Origin of the sequence: Burkholderia sp. Ac-20384, from assembly GCF_017104605.1 — a bacterium.
In the GTDB taxonomy this organism is placed as follows: domain Bacteria; phylum Pseudomonadota; class Gammaproteobacteria; order Burkholderiales; family Burkholderiaceae; genus Burkholderia; species Burkholderia lata.
Window position 1 is genome coordinate 16091 of sequence record NZ_JAAGPE010000018.1, and the last position, 15961, is coordinate 32051.

The window sequence follows — 15961 nt, forward strand, 5'->3', positions numbered from 1 at the left end:
GGTGAGGAACGACAGGCGAGGACGCGTCAGCGCGTCGTCTCGCCCTTGACGAAGAATTCCTTGCGGCCGCGCATCGTCTCGATGCGCTCGACCAGCAGGGCGAGATCTTCGGGGGAATCCAGCGGGTTCAGGTGTTCCGCGGCGACCGTCAGCACCGGTGTGCGGTCGTAGTGGTAGAAGAATTCGTTGTACGCGTCGACGAGCGAGCGCAGGTACGCATCGCTGATCTGCAGCTCCATCGGCAGCCCGCGCTTCTGGATGCGCGAGAACAGCACTTCAGGGCTCGCCTGCAGATAGACGACGAGGTCGGGCGACGGCGCCTGCGGCACGTCCACGTGCGTCGCGACCGAGCGGTAGAGCTGCCATTCGTCTTCCGGCAGGTTCAGCCGCGCGAAGATGTCGTTTTTCTGCGGCATGAAATCGGCGATGACCGGGCGGCCCGTTTCGAGCGCACCGATCAGCTCGCGCGCCTGCTGCGCACGCTGCAGCGCGAACGACAGCTGCACGGGCAGCGCGTAGCGCGCGGTGTCGCGATAGAAGCGTTCGAGGAACGGGTTGTCCTGCGGGCGCTCGAGCAGCGCCTGCATCGACCAGCGTTCGCCGAGCAGGCGCGCGAGCGTCGTCTTGCCGACGCCGATCGGGCCTTCGATCACGAGATAGCGATGAGGGGCGCGCAGGTCGGGCGCAGTAACGGTAAGGGGAGTCGGGGTCATCGGCAGCGGTTCTTGTCGGCGTCTTCGCTGGCAGCGAGCGCCTTCTGCATCAGGCACTGGCAGGTCTGCACCTTCTCGACCCGTTGATCCGCGACGGCGGCGAGGAAGGCATCGGCACGGCCGCGCGCGGGGATGTCGAGTGCCGGCTCGATCTCGACGAGCGGCACGAGCGCGAACGCACGGTCGGTGAGGCGCGGGTGCGGGACGATCAGGTCGGGCTCGTCGATCGAATCGTCGCCGAACAGCAGGATGTCGAGATCGAGCGTACGCGGCGCGTTGCGATACGGACGCTCGCGGCCGAAGTGATGTTCGATCTTCTGGCAAAGCGCGAGCAGCTCACGGGCCGACAGCGTCGTGTCGAGCTTGACGACGCAGTTGTAGTAGTCGTCGCCGCCCGCTTCGAAGGGCGCCGTGCGATACAGGCTCGATTTGCCGAGGATCGAGATGGTGCGCTGCTGCGCAAGGCACACCACCGCGTCCTTCAGGGTCTGGCGCGCATCGCCGAGATTCGCCCCCAGTCCGATATATGCAACCGTCATGGCATCACTTCCTACGTCGTTCGCCGGCGAGCGCGTCAGTCGTCGGAACCGTCCGAGGCGTCCGGTGCCTGCTCGGCAGCACCTTCACCCGGCTTGCGGTTTCGCACGCCGCCGCGGCGGCGCCGCTTGCGGGGCGATTTTTCCTTCGTGCCGCCCTGCGTGAGCAATGCCTCGCGAGCGGCCGCGTCGCCTTCGATGAAATCCGTCCACCACTGTCCGACTTCCGCATCAAGCTCGCCGGATTCGCAGCGTAACAGGAGGAAATCATACCCCGCTCTAAACCTTTGGTGTTCCAGCAGCCGCATCGCGCTGCGGCCCGAGCGTTTCTCGAGGCGCAGCTGCAGGCCCCAGATCTCGCGCATGTCGGCCGAATAACGCTTGTGGATCGCGAGTTTCTCGGTCTGCATGTCGAGCACGTCGTCCATCGCGCGATGGAGCGCCGGCACCGGGATTTCGCCTTCGGCCGTGTATTGCTCGAAGCGCTGGCGCATGTCGTGCCACAGCAGCGTCGCGAACAGGAAGCCCGGCGAGACCGGCTTGCCGGCGCGCACGCGTGCATCGGTGTTGTTCAGCGCGAGCGTGATGAACTTCTCGCCCTGCGGCTGTTCGAGCACGACGTCGAGCAGCGGCAGAAGTCCGTGGTGCAGGCCTTCCTTGCGCAGCTGCGTCAGGCACGCGAGCGCGTGGCCCGACAGCAGCAGCTTCAGCATTTCGTCGAACAGGCGCGCGGCCGGCACGTTGTTGATCAGGTCGGCGAGCGCGTTGATCGGCTCGCGCGTATGCGGCTCGATCTCGAAACCGAGCTTGGCCGCGAAGCGCACGACGCGCAGCATCCGCACCGGATCCTCGCGGAAGCGCGTGGCCGGATCGCCGATCATCCGCAACAGGCGGGCGCGTACGTCGGCCATCCCGTCGTGGTAGTCGAGCACCGTCTGCGTCGACGGGTCGTAGTACATCGCGTTGATCGTGAAGTCGCGGCGCGCGGCGTCTTCGTGCTGCTCGCCCCACACGTTGTCGCGCAGCACGCGGCCGCTCGCGTCGACCGCGTGCGTGCGGCGATCGAGTTCGTCGCGCTTCAGGCGCTTCGGCGGCTCGGCGGCGGCAGCCTCGGGCGGCGCATCGACCAGCGCGCGGAACGTCGACACCTCGATTAGCTCCTGGCCGAACTGCACGTGGACGATCTGGAAGCGGCGGCCGATCAGGCGCGCGCGGCGGAACAGGCGCTGCACTTCGGTCGGCGTTGCATCGGTCGCGACGTCGAAGTCCTTCGGCGCGATGCCGAGCAGCAGGTCGCGTACCGCACCGCCGACGATGAAGGCACGGAAGCCTGCCTGCTGCAGCGTGTCGGTCACGCGCACGGCATTCTTCGAAATCAGCGCCGGGTTGATGCCGTGCACGCTGGCCGGCACGACGGTCGGTTCATGGTTGCTGCGCGGCTTCTTCGCGCCGCCGCCGCGGGCGCCCTTCGGGGCGCGCGGGGTAGCCGGGGCCGCTTCGTCGGCCGGGGCCGTTGCGGGGGAGGTTTGCTCGGCTTCGTCCTGACCGAGCAGCTTGCGGATGAATTTTTTGATCACGACGTTCAGAAGAGATCGAGGATGCGCCAGCCGCGGTTGCTTGCATGCGCACGCAGCGTGTCGTCAGGGTTGGTCGCGATCGGGTCGGTGACTTTCTCGAGCAACGGGATGTCGTTGTGCGAGTCGCTGTAGAAATAGGTGTGGGTGAAGTCGCTCCATTGCTTGCCGAGCGACGCGAGCCACGCTTCGGTCCGCACGATCTTGCCTTCACGATAGCTCGGCGTGCCGGTCGGCCGGCCCGTGTACGGCGAATCGGGATGCCCGTCGGTCGTTTCGACCTCGCAGGCGATCAGCGTGTCGACGCCGAACGCGGAGGCGATCGGGCGCGTGATGAATTCGTTGGTCGCCGTCACGACGCAGCACAGGTCGCCTGCATCGAGGTGCTTGCGCACGAGTTCGAGCGCGGCGGGTGTCATTGCGGGCCGGATCACCTCGTGCATGTACTGCTCGTGCCATTCGGCGAGCTGCGCGCGCGAATACTTCGCGAGCGGCGTGAGCATCGCCGTGAGGTACGCGTGGATGTCGAGCTTGCCGGCCTTGTAGTCGGCGAAGAACTGATCGTTCTGACGCGAGAAGCTTTCCGCGTCGACGATGCCGAGCTTCACCATGAAGCGGCCCCATTCGTGGTCGCTATCGGTCGTGATCAGCGTGTGATCGAGGTCAAAGAGTGCCAGATTAGTCATGGAAGCGCATTTTACTCGAAGCGGTTCGGGCCCGTGCCCGGTGGTGTGATGTCGTCGCCGGGACGCGCCAGCATGCGGCGCAGCAACGGCAGCGTGACGGCGCGTTTCTGCTCGAGCGAAAAGCGGTCGAGCGCGTCGAGCAGCGCCATCAGGCTCGGCATGTCGCGGCGGAAATGGGTCAGCAGATAGGCGGCGATGTCGTCGGTGAGCGCGATCCCGCGCTCCTTCGCCGCGAGCTTGAGCACGGCGATCTTGCCGGCGTCGGACGGCGGCGACAGGTGGAACACGAGCCCCCAGCCGAGGCGCGTGCGGAGATCCTCGCGCACGTCGAGCGCGAGCGGCGCCGCGGGGCCTGCCGCGACGAACGCGCTCGACGGGTGCGCGCGCACTTCGTTGAACAGGTTGAACAGCGCGACCTGCTGCGTGTCGCTCATCCGGTCGCAGTCGTCGATCGCGTAGATGCCGATGCGCGGGTCGAACGTGAACGCGCCGAGCGGGCTCTGCGGCGTCAGGTAGCGCGCATAGCCGTACGACGCATCGCTCACGAGCGCCTGCAGCAGGTGGGTGCGGCCGCAGCCGGGCTCGCCCCAGATGTAGAACGACCGATCCGGCACCGGGCCCGCCGCGAGCGCGAGGTCGAGCTTCTGCAGGCGCGAGATGAGCTCGTCGTTCTCCTCGTTCATGATGAAGTTGTCGAACGTGGCGGGCGGCGGCGTGCCGAGATCGAGCGTCAGTTGACGGGACACAACAGTCACAATGCGGGTCGGTTGAAAATACGCGCGCCGTACGCCGGGCACGCGCCGGGAACTGCGTCTTCACGGGCTTCACGCGCGGCCGCACGCACGGCGCCGCGCCGGTTTCGGCGCGGTTCGCTCGGCGATGAAAACGGGGACGTGTTGACCAAGATGCAATCCCTGACGATTCGGTGCTGGGAATTCCGGCCAACGGGCCGGCTTCGGGTAAAATCGCATTTTACCGACCTTCTCGCATTCCCCCATGAATCCTCCGAAATCCGCTCCTGACGCTCAGGGTCTGTCCTATCGCGACGCAGGTGTCGACATCGACGCGGGCGACGCGCTCATCGACAAGATCAAGCCTTTTGCGAAGAAAACCCTGCGCGACGGCGTGCTCGGCGGCATCGGCGGGTTCGGCGCGCTGTTCGAAGTGCCGAAGAAGTACAAGGAGCCCGTGCTCGTGTCGGGCACCGACGGCGTGGGCACCAAGCTCAAGCTGGCGTTTCATCTGAACAAACACGACACCGTCGGCCAGGATCTCGTCGCGATGAGCGTGAACGACATCCTCGTGCAGGGCGCCGAGCCGCTGTTCTTCCTCGACTACTTCGCGTGCGGCAAGCTCGACGTCGACACCGCGGCAACGGTCGTCAAGGGCATCGCGCAGGGTTGCGAACTGTCGGGCTGCGCGCTGATCGGCGGTGAAACGGCCGAAATGCCGGGCATGTACCCGGACGGCGAATACGACCTGGCAGGCTTCGCGGTCGGCGCGGTCGAGAAGAGCAAGATCATCGACGGCAGCACGATCGCCGAAGGCGACGTGGTGCTGGGCCTCGCATCGAGCGGCATCCACTCGAACGGTTTCTCGCTCGTGCGCAAGATCATCGAGCGCGCGAACCCCGACCTGTCGGCCGATTTCCACGGCCGCTCGCTGGCCGACGCGCTGATGGCACCGACCCGCATCTACGTGAAGCCGCTGCTCGCGCTGATGCAGAAGCTGTCGGTGAAGGGCATGGCGCACATCACGGGCGGCGGTCTCGTCGAAAACATTCCGCGCGTGTTGCGCGAAGGCCTCACCGCCGAGCTCGACCAGAACGCATGGCCGCTGCCGCCGCTGTTCAAGTGGCTGCAGGAGCACGGCGGTGTCGCCGATGCGGAAATGCACCGCGTGTTCAACTGCGGCATCGGCATGGCCGTGATCGTTTCGGCGGCCGATGCCGACGCAGCGATCGCCGACCTGACCGCCGCCGGCGAACAGGTGTGGAAGATCGGCACCGTGCGTGCGACCCGCGAAGGCGAGGCGCAGACGGTCGTGGTCTGACGCGCGCTTTTGCACCAGTGATGAAGGACGCCCGACGAAAGTCGGGCGTTTTGCTATGGGCCGTCGGTCAGCGCAGATTGCCTTGCGTGTAGAACAGCAATTGCGTTGACGGATATCTATCCTCTTGCAGCGGCTGTCCGTTCGTCATCACATGCCGTGGCAATCCTTCATAGAAGGCGATGACGTCACGAAACGGCTCGTTTTTCACGATTCCGCCGGCCGGGTCGATCAGGGTTGCCCACATTGACTTGCCGATCGACGTGTCGCCGGATAGTGACGCCAGAATGCGGACATGTGCCATTGTCGCGTTCGTGTCCCATCCGAAGATCAGCATCGGGCTATTACGCAGCCTTTCCGTCCACCACGGTATGTCGAACGATGCGAGTCTGGCAGTATCCGCATGGATCGCGCGCGCGAGAGGCTCGACCAACTTGAACGGCAGTCCGCCGGCAGCGGACGAACGCAAACCCTGCTGATAGAGCCACAAGAATTCAGGGCCCAGTGCGTGCGCCAGCGTATTCATCGAAATGGTCTTGCCGGATTGCCACGATACGAGCATGGCAGCGCCGGCGAGCCAGCACAGGTTTGCGTTCCCCTGGTCGATAGCGGGAATCGCGCGCGCTACGCCGTCAATGGGTATGGCGCGGGCTGCCGTTACGAGGCCGGCCAACGCCGCGCCTGCCATCAGACGCCTGCGTTTCGACAGAGTTTTCTCGCCCGTCAGATTGGAATACGGTACCCCCGGTTCTCTCATTTTCACGGCACCCTCGCGTCAGTTTGTTGTAATTCAAGGGATCGCTTGGCGGGCGATCAGGCCTATGGTAATGGAGTTGGCAGAAGGTGTGAGCCAGAGCTGTCATTGCGCCATGCCGGTACCGGTTCTGCGCGCGCCGACTAGCAGCGGCGGCACGAACAGGTACAACAATCCAGCCGCGGCCCAGACGAGCCCCGGCCACGTCGCGCGTGTCGCCGCATAGGTCGCGGTGACGACCAGCGGCCCCGCGACGCCGATCAGGCTCGCCACGCTCGCTAGCGCGCCTTGCAGTTCGCCCTGGCGCGCATCGTCGACCTGCCGCGCGAGCATCGCCTGCAGGGCCGGCAGCGTCATCCCGCCCGCCGCGAACAGCGGCAGCAGCGCGAACGGCACCCATGCGGCGGTCGCGAATGCAATCGCCGCGAGCCCGAGCGCGTCGCCCGCGAGGCCCAGTGCGAGTGCGCGGCGCTCGCCGAGCCGGGCGATCAGCGGACCGATCGCGAATGCCTGCGCCAGTGCGTGACACGCGCCGTAGCCCGCCAGCGACAGCCCCGCGATCGGAGTCGACCAGCCGAAATGTTCCTGGCCGTACAGGATCCACAGCGTCGCGGGTGCCTGCGACACCAGCGCCACGATCACGTAAATGCCGATCAGCGGCGCGAGCGCCGGTGCGCCGCTCAGCCGGCGCAGGCTGGCGAACGGGTTGAGCGCGCCGACCGCATGGCCTTCGCGGGCCGAACGCGGCCGCGATTCCGGTAGCGCGCGCCAGACGAGCGCAAGGTTGAGCGCGTTGAGCACGGCGGCCGCGACGAACGGCGCGCGCACATGCAGCGCGCCGAGCAGGCCGCCGATCAACGGGCCCGCGATGAAGCCGATGCCCATCATCGCGCCGAGCTGGCCGAAGCGCCGTGCGCGATCGGGCTCGGCAGTGACGTCGGTGACATAGGCCGTCGCGACCGCGACGTTCGCGCCGGTGATGCCCGCGATCAGCCGCCCCACGTAAAGCCACGCGAGTGTTGGCGCGAGCGCCATCAGCAGGTAGTCGAGCGCGGCGCCCGCGAGCGACACGAGCAGGATGGGCCGGCGGCCGAAGCGGTCGCTCAGCGCGCCGAGCAGCGGCGCGCACAGGAACTGCGCGAACGCGTAAAGCGCGAGCAGGATCCCGTAATGGGTGTCGGTGCTGCCTGCGCTGGCGAGTGAGCGCAGCAGCCCCGGCAGGATCGGCATCACGATCCCGACGCCGATCGCGTCGAGCAGGACCGTGGCCAGGATGGCAATCAGGGACGGATTCAAGAGCGTAACTCTATCGGTGATAGAGTGGCGATTATTCCACAGCTTTCCCTATCGGTGATAGAGATGAAGGACACAGGGGCGCGGCTGACGCGCGACACGGTATTGCGCGCGGCGCTCGAACTGCTCGACGAAGTCGGCATCGACGGGCTGTCGACGCGGAAGCTCGCCGAGCGGCTCGGCGTGCAGTCGCCGACGCTTTACTGGCATTTCCGGAACAAGGGCGAACTGCTCGACGCGATGGCCGAGGCGATCATGCTCGAGCGTCACGATGCGTCGCTGCCGCGGGCGGGCGAAGCGTGGGATGCGTGGCTTTTCGACAACGCGCGCAGTTTCCGTCGCGCGCTGCTGGCCTATCGCGACGGCGCGCGCCTGCATGCCGGCACGCGGCCGCGCGCGCTGCATTTCAGCTCGATCGAACGCAAGATCGCGCTGCTCGGCGACGCGGGTTTCGCGCCGGACGAGGCGGTCGACGTGATGTATGCGCTGGGCCGCTTCGTGGTCGGATGGGTGCTGGAAGAGCAGGCGGAATCAAGCGACGAAGCCGCTGCGCCGCTACCGGACGCGGCCGAGTACCCGTTGCTTGCCAAGGGCTGGGCCGCGCTGCGCGGGCGCAGCGGTGACGACGCGTTCGAGCGCGGCGTCGCGTGGATCGTAGACGGCGCCCGCGCGCGCCTGGCAGCGCGCGAGCGCGGCTGACGCGGTCAGCCCGGCGTGCTGCCGTCGAGCACGCGTTCGAGCGCGTCGAGTGCGCGGGCCGTCGAGTCCGGTGCGATGCAGTCGACGACGATCCGCTCCGGCATCGCGCGCAACCAGGTGATCTGGCGCTTGCAGAGCTGGCGCGTCGCGAAGATGCCCTTATCGCGCATCGTCCGGTAGTCGGTGTCGCCGTCGAGGAATTCCCACGCCTGCCGGTAGCCGACGCAGCGCATCGACGGCAGGTCGGGATGAAGGTCGTCGCGACGGTGCAGTCGCTCGACTTCGTCGATGAAGCCTGCGTCGAGCATCGCGTCGAAGCGCTGTTCGATTCGTTTGTGCAGTACCGCGCGATCCGACGGTTCGAGCGCGACCGGCACGAAGCGGTAAGCGGCGGCCGCATCGTCCGTACGTCGCGGCGCGGCGAGCAGTACCGACATCGGCTGCCCGCTCAGCATGAACACTTCGAGCGCCCGCTGGATCCGCTGCGAGTCGTTCGGCGCGAGCCTTGCGGCCGTGTCGGGATCGACTTGCGCGAGCCGCGCGTGCAGCGCGGGCCAGCCGTCACGCTCGGCTTCGGCATCGAGTGTCGCGCGCACATCCGGATCGGCGCCCGGCAGGTCGTTGAGCCCCTGCGTCAGCGCCTTGTAGTACAGCATCGTGCCGCCCGCGAGCAGCGGCGTGCAACCGCGCGCGGCGATCTCGCCGATGAGGCGCAGCGTGTCCGCGCGGAAGCTCGCGGCGGAATACGCGTCGGCCGGATCGATGATGTCGATCAGGTGATGCGGCACGCTCGCGCGCTCGTCGCGCGAAGGCTTCGCAGTGCCGATATCCATGTCGCGGTAGACGAGCGCCGAATCGACGCTGACGATCTCGATCGGGCGGCGCGCGGCGAGCGCCAGCGCCGCGGCCGTCTTGCCCGAAGCGGTGGGGCCGAGCAGGCAGGCGATCGTCGTCGGGCTGGCGTGCGGTACCGCGCTCATTGGCCGCGCATGAAGAGGCGGTCGAGATCGTTCAGCGTGAGCTGATACCACGTCGGCCGGCCGTGATTGCACTGGTCCGCGCGTTCGGTCGCCTCCATCTGCCGCAGCAGTGCATTCATCTCGTCGAGCGTCAGGCGCCGGTTCGCGCGCACCGCGTGATGGCAGGCGAGCGTACCGAGCAGTTCGTGCTGACGCTCGGTGAGCACACGAGAGCCGCCGAACGAGTGAAGATCGGCGAGCACCGCGCGCGCGAGCGACTGCAGGTCGGCATCCTTCAGCAGCGCCGGGACCGCGCGGATCGCGAGCGTCGTCGGCGACAGTGCCGCCAGGTCGAAGCCGAGCGATTCGAGCGTGTCGCGTTCTTCCTCGACCGTGCCGATCTCGACCGGGGTGGCCGTCATCGAGATCGGCAGCAGCAGCGCCTGCACGGCGACCGAGCGATCGGCAAGCGCGTTCTTGAACTGTTCGTACAGGATCCGCTCGTGGGCTGCGTGCATGTCGACGATCACGAGGCCGTGCGCATTCTGCGCGAGCACGTAGATGCCGTGGATTTGGCCCAGCGCGAAGCCGAGCGGCTGCTCGTCGTGCGCGGTGGCAGCGATCGGCGAAGCCAGGAAGCCCGGCAGCGGCGCAAGCGGCGCGTCGGCCGAATCGCGGGCGATGGTCGTCGTGCCGTCCGGCGTGCCCGCGCCCGCGCCCGTGTCCTTGCGGCCGAACAGCGCGTCATAGAGCGCGAGCGGCTGCGCGACGGGCAGCGTGCCCTGGGTCATCCGCGCCTGGCGCATCCAGGTGTTGCCCGACGATGAGGACGACGACGGCGAGAAGCCGCTGCCGCCGATCGCGTTGCCCTGCTGGCTCTGGCCGAGCGGGGTGTCCAGAAACGAAGCGGGCCCGCGCGGCGCCGGTGAGAGTTGCGCGGCATGGCCGCCCGCCGTGGTTTCCGGCGACGCACCCGCGTGGCGCGCCAGCGCACGCTGGACCGCATGGAACACGTACTGGTGGATCGAGCGCGAATCGCGGAAACGCACCTCGATCTTCGACGGGTGCACGTTCACGTCGACGGCTTCGGGCGGCAGGTCGAGGAACAGCACGTAAGACGGGTAGCGGTTGCCGTGCAGCACGTCCTCATAGGCAGCGCGCACCGCGTGCGTCAGCAGCTTGTCGCGCACGAAGCGGCCGTTGACGAAGAAGTATTGCTGGTCGGCGCGCCCGCGGCTCGCGGTCGGCAGGCCTGCGCAGCCGTAGACCGCAAGCGGGCCGGCCTGCTCGTCGAGCGGCAGGTGCGCGGTCGCGAAGCTGTCGCCGAGGATTTTCGCGACGCGCTGCGCCGGTTCGGTCGCATTCCAGTGCTCGACCGCCTTGCCGTTGTGCAGCACCGAGATCGCGACGTCCGGCCGCGCGAGCGCTGCGCGGCGGATCATTTCCAGGCAGTGTCCGAACTCGGTCTGCTCGCTCTTCAGGAACTTGCGGCGCGCGGGCGTATTGAAGTACAGCTCGCGGACCTCGATCGTCGTGCCGGTCGAGCCGGCGGCGGGGGACAGCACGCCCGTCTGCGCGTCGATCTTCATCGCATGCGCGGCATCGGCCGTCCGGCTCGTGATCGACATCTCGGCGACCGACGCGATCGACGCGAGCGCTTCACCGCGGAACCCGAGCGTGGCGACTGCCTCGAGCTCCTCGAGCGAGCGGATCTTGCTGGTCGCGTGGCGCATCAGCGCGAGCGCCAGCTCGTCCGGCGGAATCCCGCAGCCGTCGTCGGTGATCGAGATGCGCTTGACGCCGCCTTCTTCCAGCACGATGCGCAGCGTGCTGGCGCCGGCGTCCATTGCGTTTTCGAGCAGCTCCTTGACGACCGACGCCGGGCGTTCGACGACCTCGCCGGCGGCGATCTGGCTGATCAGCTGGTCGGGCAGGGGCTGGATCGCGCGCAGCGGGCGCGGAGCAGGGGCGGGCGCGGCGCCCGCGGCCGTTTCGGTGATATCGGACATGGCCGAATTATAGCGAGGCGGTGAATGCGTGCCGGGGCGACCGGCGGTTACGTTTTTTCACGGAGCCTTAAGGTAGTTTCGGTATCATGGGTCCGTAACACGCCCGGCCTTGACCGGCGGGCGCTTCAGCCTTTTTCGGCCGTTCCGGCCCTTTCGCCATCGAGGAATCGCATTTGGATACGCTGCTTCATTTCGTCAACCTTGTCCTGCATATCGACGCTTTCCTCGGCGATTTCATCCGGCAGTACGGCGCGTGGGTCTATCTCGTGCTGTTCCTGATCGTGTTCTGCGAGACGGGGCTCGTCGTGTTCCCGTTCCTGCCCGGCGATTCATTGCTGTTCATCGGCGGCGCGTTCGCGGCGACGGGCGAGATGAATGTCGGCCTGCTGATCGTGCTGCTGCTCGTCGCGGCGATTACCGGCAACACGGTGAACTACATGATCGGCCGCTGGGTCGGCCCGAAGGTGTTCAATACGCATATCCCGGTGCTCGAGCGCTTCCTCGATCGCACCGCGCTGCAGAAGACCCACTCGTTCTACGACAAGCACGGCGGCAAGACGATCGTGCTCGCGCGCTTCATTCCGGTCGTGCGGACGTTCGCGCCGTTCGTCGCGGGTGCGTCGTCGATGAGCGTCGCGCGTTTCCAGCTCTTCAACGTGATCGGTGCGCTGGTGTGGGTGCTGCTGCTCGTGCTGCTCGGCTATTTCTTCGGCAACATCCCGTTTATCCGCCAGTACCTGAACGTGATCGTGCTGGTCGGGATCGGCGCGGCGGTCGTGCCGGTCGTGCTCGGTGCGGTGTGGAAGCTGGTGCGCGGGCGGCAGTCGGATAATGCGCAGAAGACGGGCGGGCGTTGAGCGGGAGCGTTTCGGTTTCTTCTCGGTGCAATAAAAAAGCGTGGCAGGTGCCACGCTTTTTTTTCGTCCGGTGCCGCTGTTACGCGTTGCGATGCGAGATCGGGGTTTCGGGCGTCGGGTATTGCGCGTCGCGGAACGTCTCGATGATCACGCGGTTGGTGTCGCAATACACCTGCCAGTAGTTTTCGGGGGCCGTGGACGGGCGCACGAACAGCAGCGGGCCTTCCGGCGTGAACTGCAGCACGCCGACGTCCGGCGCCGGGGTGGTCAGCACGTTCGGGATCTGCTGGATCGACGTCTTCAGGCGGTTGATTGCGTCGACTGCATCGACGCCGTTCGCGATCTTCGCGGTCAGGTCGACGCGACGATACGACGTTGCGCTGTAGTTGGCGATGTTGTCCGAGAAGATCTTGTTGTTGCCGACGATCGTCACGATGTTGTCGGGGGTGATGATCGTCGTGCCGAACAGGCCGAGCTCCTTGACCGTACCCGTGACGCCGCCCGCATTGATCACGTCGCCGATCTTGAACGGGCGCAGCACCTGCATGAACACGCCTGCGGCGAAATGCGCGAGCAGGCCGCCCCAGGCGGTACCGATCGCGAGGCCGAGGCCGGCGAGCAGGGCGGCGAACGAGGTCGTCTGCACGCCGAAGATCTGCAGGATCGCGAGGATCAGCAGGACCGTCAGCAGCACGCTGACGACGGAGGTCAGGTAGTCGGTCAGTGTCGGGTCGACCTTGCCGCTGCGGCGCACGACCTTGCCGAGCAGGCGCGCGCCGATGCGGATCGCCCAGCGGCCGATGAACCAGAGCACGATCGCGGCGAGGAGGTTGAGGCCGAAGTCGAGGCCGCGGGTCATCAGGAATTGCTGGGCTGTGGCGAGATCGATCATTGAGGGCTCCGGGTTGAGTGAAGCTGCCAGTTTAAGGCGGAATCTCGTCTGATTATTACCGTATTTTACGAGACGTGAAGGCATTGCTACCCCGCAATGCGTTGAACGACAAGGCTGAGGTAGTTTTTACTTCCCGGAATGAGGCAATGCAGTACCCGCAAGCATGTATAAAATCGTTAAGTGAATAAACGGTAATGAAGTTTTCGCGTCTGTAAGCTGGTACAATGTGGCGCTGCGGTAGATGGAAGTAGTTGAAATTTGAGATGTGCGAGGCATAAATGCCATCGCGCAACGGGCGCAAACGATAAATGAAGGACCGGGGTTGGGTATGGGAGAACCGCCAAACGGGGGCTCCAGGCTGGGCGAAGCGTTCTCCATTCAGCGAAGGGTTGTTTATGCACTGTTCTTGCGCGAACTGAAGACCCGGTTCGGCAAGCATCGGCTCGGCTATTTGTGGGTGTTTCTCGAGCCAATTGTGCATATGCTCGTGCTGTTCGCGATCCTTGGGTTGATTGCGAAGCACGCGATGCCTGGTATTTCGTTTCCCGTATTTCTCATTTGCGGCTTGGTGCCGTACTTCATGTTCATTAATATCGCGCTGCGATCGTTGAATGCGCTGGAGGCGAACCTTGGGCTGCTGAGTTACCGCCCCGTGCATCCACTGGATACATTGATCGCGCGTGCAGGTCTCGAGTGCATTATCAGTGCGGTTGTCCTGGTCGTGTTGCTGATAATTCTCGGGCTCAGCGGGCAGTCGGTTCAGTTGAGCGATATTCCCGAGCTTGCCGCGATTTGGATCGTGCTGGTGCTTCTTGGGCTGGGCATTGGCATGATTTTTATGGTTATTGGTCATGAGTTCCCGGTCAGCGAGAAAGTCATTCCGCTATTCATGAGGCCGCTTTATTTCACCAGCGCTGTAATGTATCCGCTGACGACCATTCCCGCAGAATACCGGGGTTGGGTTCTGTGGAATCCTCTCGTCCACATTCTCGAGTTATTGCGGCACACGATCGTGCCTGCGTACTCGGCTGAGGGTGTTGGTCTCGCATATCCGGCGTTTTGTTCGTTTGTTTTCCTTTTTGCTGGCATGGCGCTGTACAAGGCCCGCGAGCCATCGCTGCTGAGATCATGATTCGCCTCGAGAATCTCACAAAATCATACAAGACGCCTTCGGGTCGGCATTACGTATTCAGGGATGTCAATGTCGAAGTGCCGTCGGGTAAGAGCATTGGCTTGATCGGGCGTAACGGCGCAGGTAAGAGCACCCTACTCAGCATCATTGGCGGCATCGACCGACCCGATCGTGGCAGGGTGGTGACGAGCAAGCGCATTTCTTGGCCGGTTGGACTCGCGAACGGTTTCCAGAGCAGTATGACGGGGCGCGAGAACGTCAAGTTCGTTGCCCGCCTGTATGCGGGCAAGCATGAGTTGGCGGAAAAAGTGCAGTTTGTTGCGGACTTTTGCGAGCTCGGCAAATTCTTCGATATGCCGATCCGCAGCTACTCGACCGGCATGCGCGCGCGACTGGGTTTCGGTCTGTCGATGGCGTTCGACTTCGACTACTACGTGATCGACGAGGTGACCGCGGTTGGCGATGCCGTTTTTAGAAAAAAGAGTGAGGCGTTGATGACGGCCAGGCGCGCCGTCAGTCAGTTCATATTTGTGTCGCATGGCCTCGACGAGGTAAGCCGGGTCTGTGATGTTGGGTTGCTGATTGGGAACGGGAAGGTCACGTACTACCCGGACGTGAACGAGGCAATCGAAGTGTACAAGCAAGAAAACAATGTCTGATTGGTTGGGGAAGCTGCGCGGGCATCGACTGCAGGTGTCACTTTTCGCGGTGCCGCTTGTCGTTTGCGGGTTGTATCTCGGATTCGTGTCGCGGGATCGCTATGTCAGCGAATCGCAGGTGCTGGTCAAGGATTCGGGGCGTTCTGTAGGGGCGGGGCTGAACATTCAGGCCCTCCTCGGTGGGGGTGGGGATGCGTCTGCGCGCGATGATGCGATCGTCCTAAAGCAGTACATCGAATCGCCGGACATGCTCGCGAAAGTCGATGCGCGACTGAAGCTCAAGGAAGCGTTCGGTCACGTCGGACTTGACTGGCTCAACCGCCTTTCGCCGCATTCCACGCGTGAGGAAACACTGAAGTACTACTTGCGGCGTGTGAGCGTCGACGTGGATGACAAGACGGGGATTCTGACGATCCGGACGCAGGGATTGTCGCCGGCCTTCGCGCAGACGTTCAATCGAGCGCTCCTGAGCGAAAGCGAATCTTTCCTGAACGAACTGTCGCATCGTATTTCGCGAAATGACATGCTTTTCGCGCGCGAGGAAATAGACCGGTCATATGACGAAGTCAAGGTGGCACGCGACGCAGTGATCTCGTTCGAAAACAAGACCGGCATGCTGGATCCAACGGCAAGCGCCGAAGCGGGCGGCCGGATGGTTGTCGAAATGCAGTCGAAGCAGGCGGAACTTGAGGCGGAGTTGCGCAACCTGCAGACGTACATGAACGACGATGCGCCGCCCGTTGTCGCGAAGCGTAACGCGCTGTCAGCGCTTTCCGCGCAGATTGCGGTTGAGCGGGCCAAGCTCAGCGCACCCGGCGACGGCAAGATGAACCGCACGGCTGCGCAGTACGCGGAATTGAAGTCCCGTCTGCAGTTTGCGACCGATCTGTACAAGGTATCGCTGTCGACCTTTGAGAAGGCTCGGATCGAATCGGGGCACAAGGCAAAGAGTCTGTCCGTGATCGTGACGTCGAACTTACCGGAAGAGGCTGAGTATCCGCGCAGGCTTCACATCATGATGTCGCTCGTTGTCGGATTGCTGTTGTTGTTTGGTGTTGTCAGACTGGCCCAAGCGATTATCGAAGATCACAAGACGTGACGGATTTGATCCAGATCTGTCGTGGCCATTGATTTGGATGGCGCGACAGT

At 64.8% G+C, this 15961-nt stretch carries 16 protein-coding genes; 6 read left to right on the forward strand and 10 right to left on the reverse strand.

The features are described from left to right. Positions 1-26: 26 nt before the first annotated feature. The 5 genes from G3O00_RS05620 to hda are packed head-to-tail and all read right to left on the reverse strand — an operon-like array spanning position 27 to position 4255. Entirely contained in the window at positions 27-713 is a 687-nt protein-coding gene (locus G3O00_RS05620) for a deoxynucleoside kinase (RefSeq protein ID WP_206142354.1), read from the reverse strand. Further along, positions 710-1252, reverse strand: coding sequence for a 2-amino-4-hydroxy-6-hydroxymethyldihydropteridine diphosphokinase (gene folK, locus G3O00_RS05625; RefSeq protein ID WP_011351029.1), 543 nt, complete (start codon positions 1250-1252; stop codon positions 710-712). Before folK ends, G3O00_RS05620 begins: the two co-directional genes overlap by 4 nt. A gap of 35 nt (positions 1253-1287) precedes the next feature. Then, positions 1288-2826, reverse strand: coding sequence for a polynucleotide adenylyltransferase PcnB (pcnB, locus tag G3O00_RS05630; RefSeq protein ID WP_206142355.1), 1539 nt, complete (start codon positions 2824-2826; stop codon positions 1288-1290). Positions 2827-2831: 5 nt separating this feature from the next. Continuing rightward, a complete protein-coding gene (locus tag G3O00_RS05635; protein WP_011351031.1) occupies positions 2832-3509 on the reverse strand; it encodes an HAD family hydrolase in 678 nt (225 codons plus the stop codon). 11 nt (positions 3510-3520) lie between these two features. Beyond that, positions 3521-4255 (reverse strand): DnaA regulatory inactivator Hda, encoded by a 735-nt coding sequence (gene hda, locus G3O00_RS05640; protein WP_006484992.1) that lies wholly within the window; start codon positions 4253-4255, stop codon positions 3521-3523. A 250-nt stretch (positions 4256-4505) separates the two neighbouring features. Here hda and purM point away from each other — a divergent pair, with 250 nt between their 5' ends. After that, entirely contained in the window at positions 4506-5561 is a 1056-nt protein-coding gene (gene purM / locus G3O00_RS05645) for a phosphoribosylformylglycinamidine cyclo-ligase (RefSeq protein ID WP_006484927.1), read from the forward strand. A 67-nt stretch (positions 5562-5628) separates the two neighbouring features. Here purM and G3O00_RS05650 read toward each other — a convergent pair whose 3' ends face one another. Both G3O00_RS05650 and tet read right to left on the reverse strand, forming a co-directional pair. Then, the gene (locus G3O00_RS05650) at positions 5629-6315 is read right to left on the reverse strand and encodes a papain-like cysteine protease family protein (RefSeq protein WP_241024979.1); all 687 of its coding nucleotides are present in this window, start codon (positions 6313-6315) and stop codon (positions 5629-5631) included. 102 nt (positions 6316-6417) lie between these two features. Beyond that, the gene (tet, locus tag G3O00_RS05655) at positions 6418-7608 is read right to left on the reverse strand and encodes a Tet(A)/Tet(B)/Tet(C) family tetracycline efflux MFS transporter (RefSeq protein ID WP_206142356.1); all 1191 of its coding nucleotides are present in this window, start codon (positions 7606-7608) and stop codon (positions 6418-6420) included. Positions 7609-7671: 63 nt separating this feature from the next. On the opposite strand from tet, the gene tetR reads away from it, so the two are divergent. Continuing rightward, positions 7672-8304 carry a tetracycline resistance transcriptional repressor TetR gene (gene tetR / locus G3O00_RS05660; protein ID WP_206142357.1) on the forward strand — a complete coding sequence of 211 codons (633 nt, stop codon included), beginning with the start codon at positions 7672-7674 and terminating at the stop codon, positions 8302-8304. Positions 8305-8309: 5 nt separating this feature from the next. On the opposite strand, the gene miaA is transcribed toward tetR, so the two are convergent. Together miaA and mutL are read right to left on the reverse strand one after the other, a co-directional pair. Further along, the gene (miaA, locus tag G3O00_RS05665; RefSeq protein ID WP_206142358.1) at positions 8310-9284 is read right to left on the reverse strand and encodes a tRNA (adenosine(37)-N6)-dimethylallyltransferase MiaA; all 975 of its coding nucleotides are present in this window, start codon (positions 9282-9284) and stop codon (positions 8310-8312) included. Beyond that, complete coding sequence (mutL, locus tag G3O00_RS05670) at positions 9281-11272, reverse strand: DNA mismatch repair endonuclease MutL (protein ID WP_206142359.1); 1992 nt, start codon at positions 11270-11272, stop codon at positions 9281-9283. The genes miaA and mutL overlap by 4 nt, the downstream gene beginning before the upstream one ends. Positions 11273-11445: 173 nt before the next feature. Between mutL and G3O00_RS05675 the strand changes: the two genes are divergently transcribed. Further along, complete coding sequence (locus tag G3O00_RS05675; RefSeq protein WP_206142360.1) at positions 11446-12129, forward strand: DedA family protein; 684 nt, start codon at positions 11446-11448, stop codon at positions 12127-12129. Between the two features lie 79 nt (positions 12130-12208). On the opposite strand, the gene G3O00_RS05680 is transcribed toward G3O00_RS05675, so the two are convergent. Beyond that, positions 12209-13021 carry a mechanosensitive ion channel family protein gene (locus G3O00_RS05680; RefSeq protein ID WP_206142361.1) on the reverse strand — a complete coding sequence of 271 codons (813 nt, stop codon included), beginning with the start codon at positions 13019-13021 and terminating at the stop codon, positions 12209-12211. A gap of 328 nt (positions 13022-13349) precedes the next feature. Between G3O00_RS05680 and G3O00_RS05685 the strand changes: the two genes are divergently transcribed. Genes G3O00_RS05685 through G3O00_RS05695 form a run of 3 tightly spaced genes read left to right on the forward strand, consistent with a single transcriptional unit; the run spans position 13350 to position 15911 of the window. Further along, on the forward strand, positions 13350-14153 hold the full coding sequence (locus G3O00_RS05685; RefSeq protein ID WP_206142362.1) for an ABC transporter permease: 804 nt from the start codon (positions 13350-13352) through the stop codon (positions 14151-14153). After that, positions 14150-14812, forward strand: a complete 663-nt coding sequence (locus G3O00_RS05690) for an ABC transporter ATP-binding protein (RefSeq protein WP_206142363.1) — start codon at positions 14150-14152, stop codon at positions 14810-14812. The genes G3O00_RS05685 and G3O00_RS05690 overlap by 4 nt, the downstream gene beginning before the upstream one ends. Further along, positions 14805-15911, forward strand: coding sequence for a lipopolysaccharide biosynthesis protein (locus tag G3O00_RS05695; RefSeq protein ID WP_206142364.1), 1107 nt, complete (start codon positions 14805-14807; stop codon positions 15909-15911). The genes G3O00_RS05690 and G3O00_RS05695 overlap by 8 nt, the downstream gene beginning before the upstream one ends. Positions 15912-15961 lie beyond the last annotated feature (50 nt).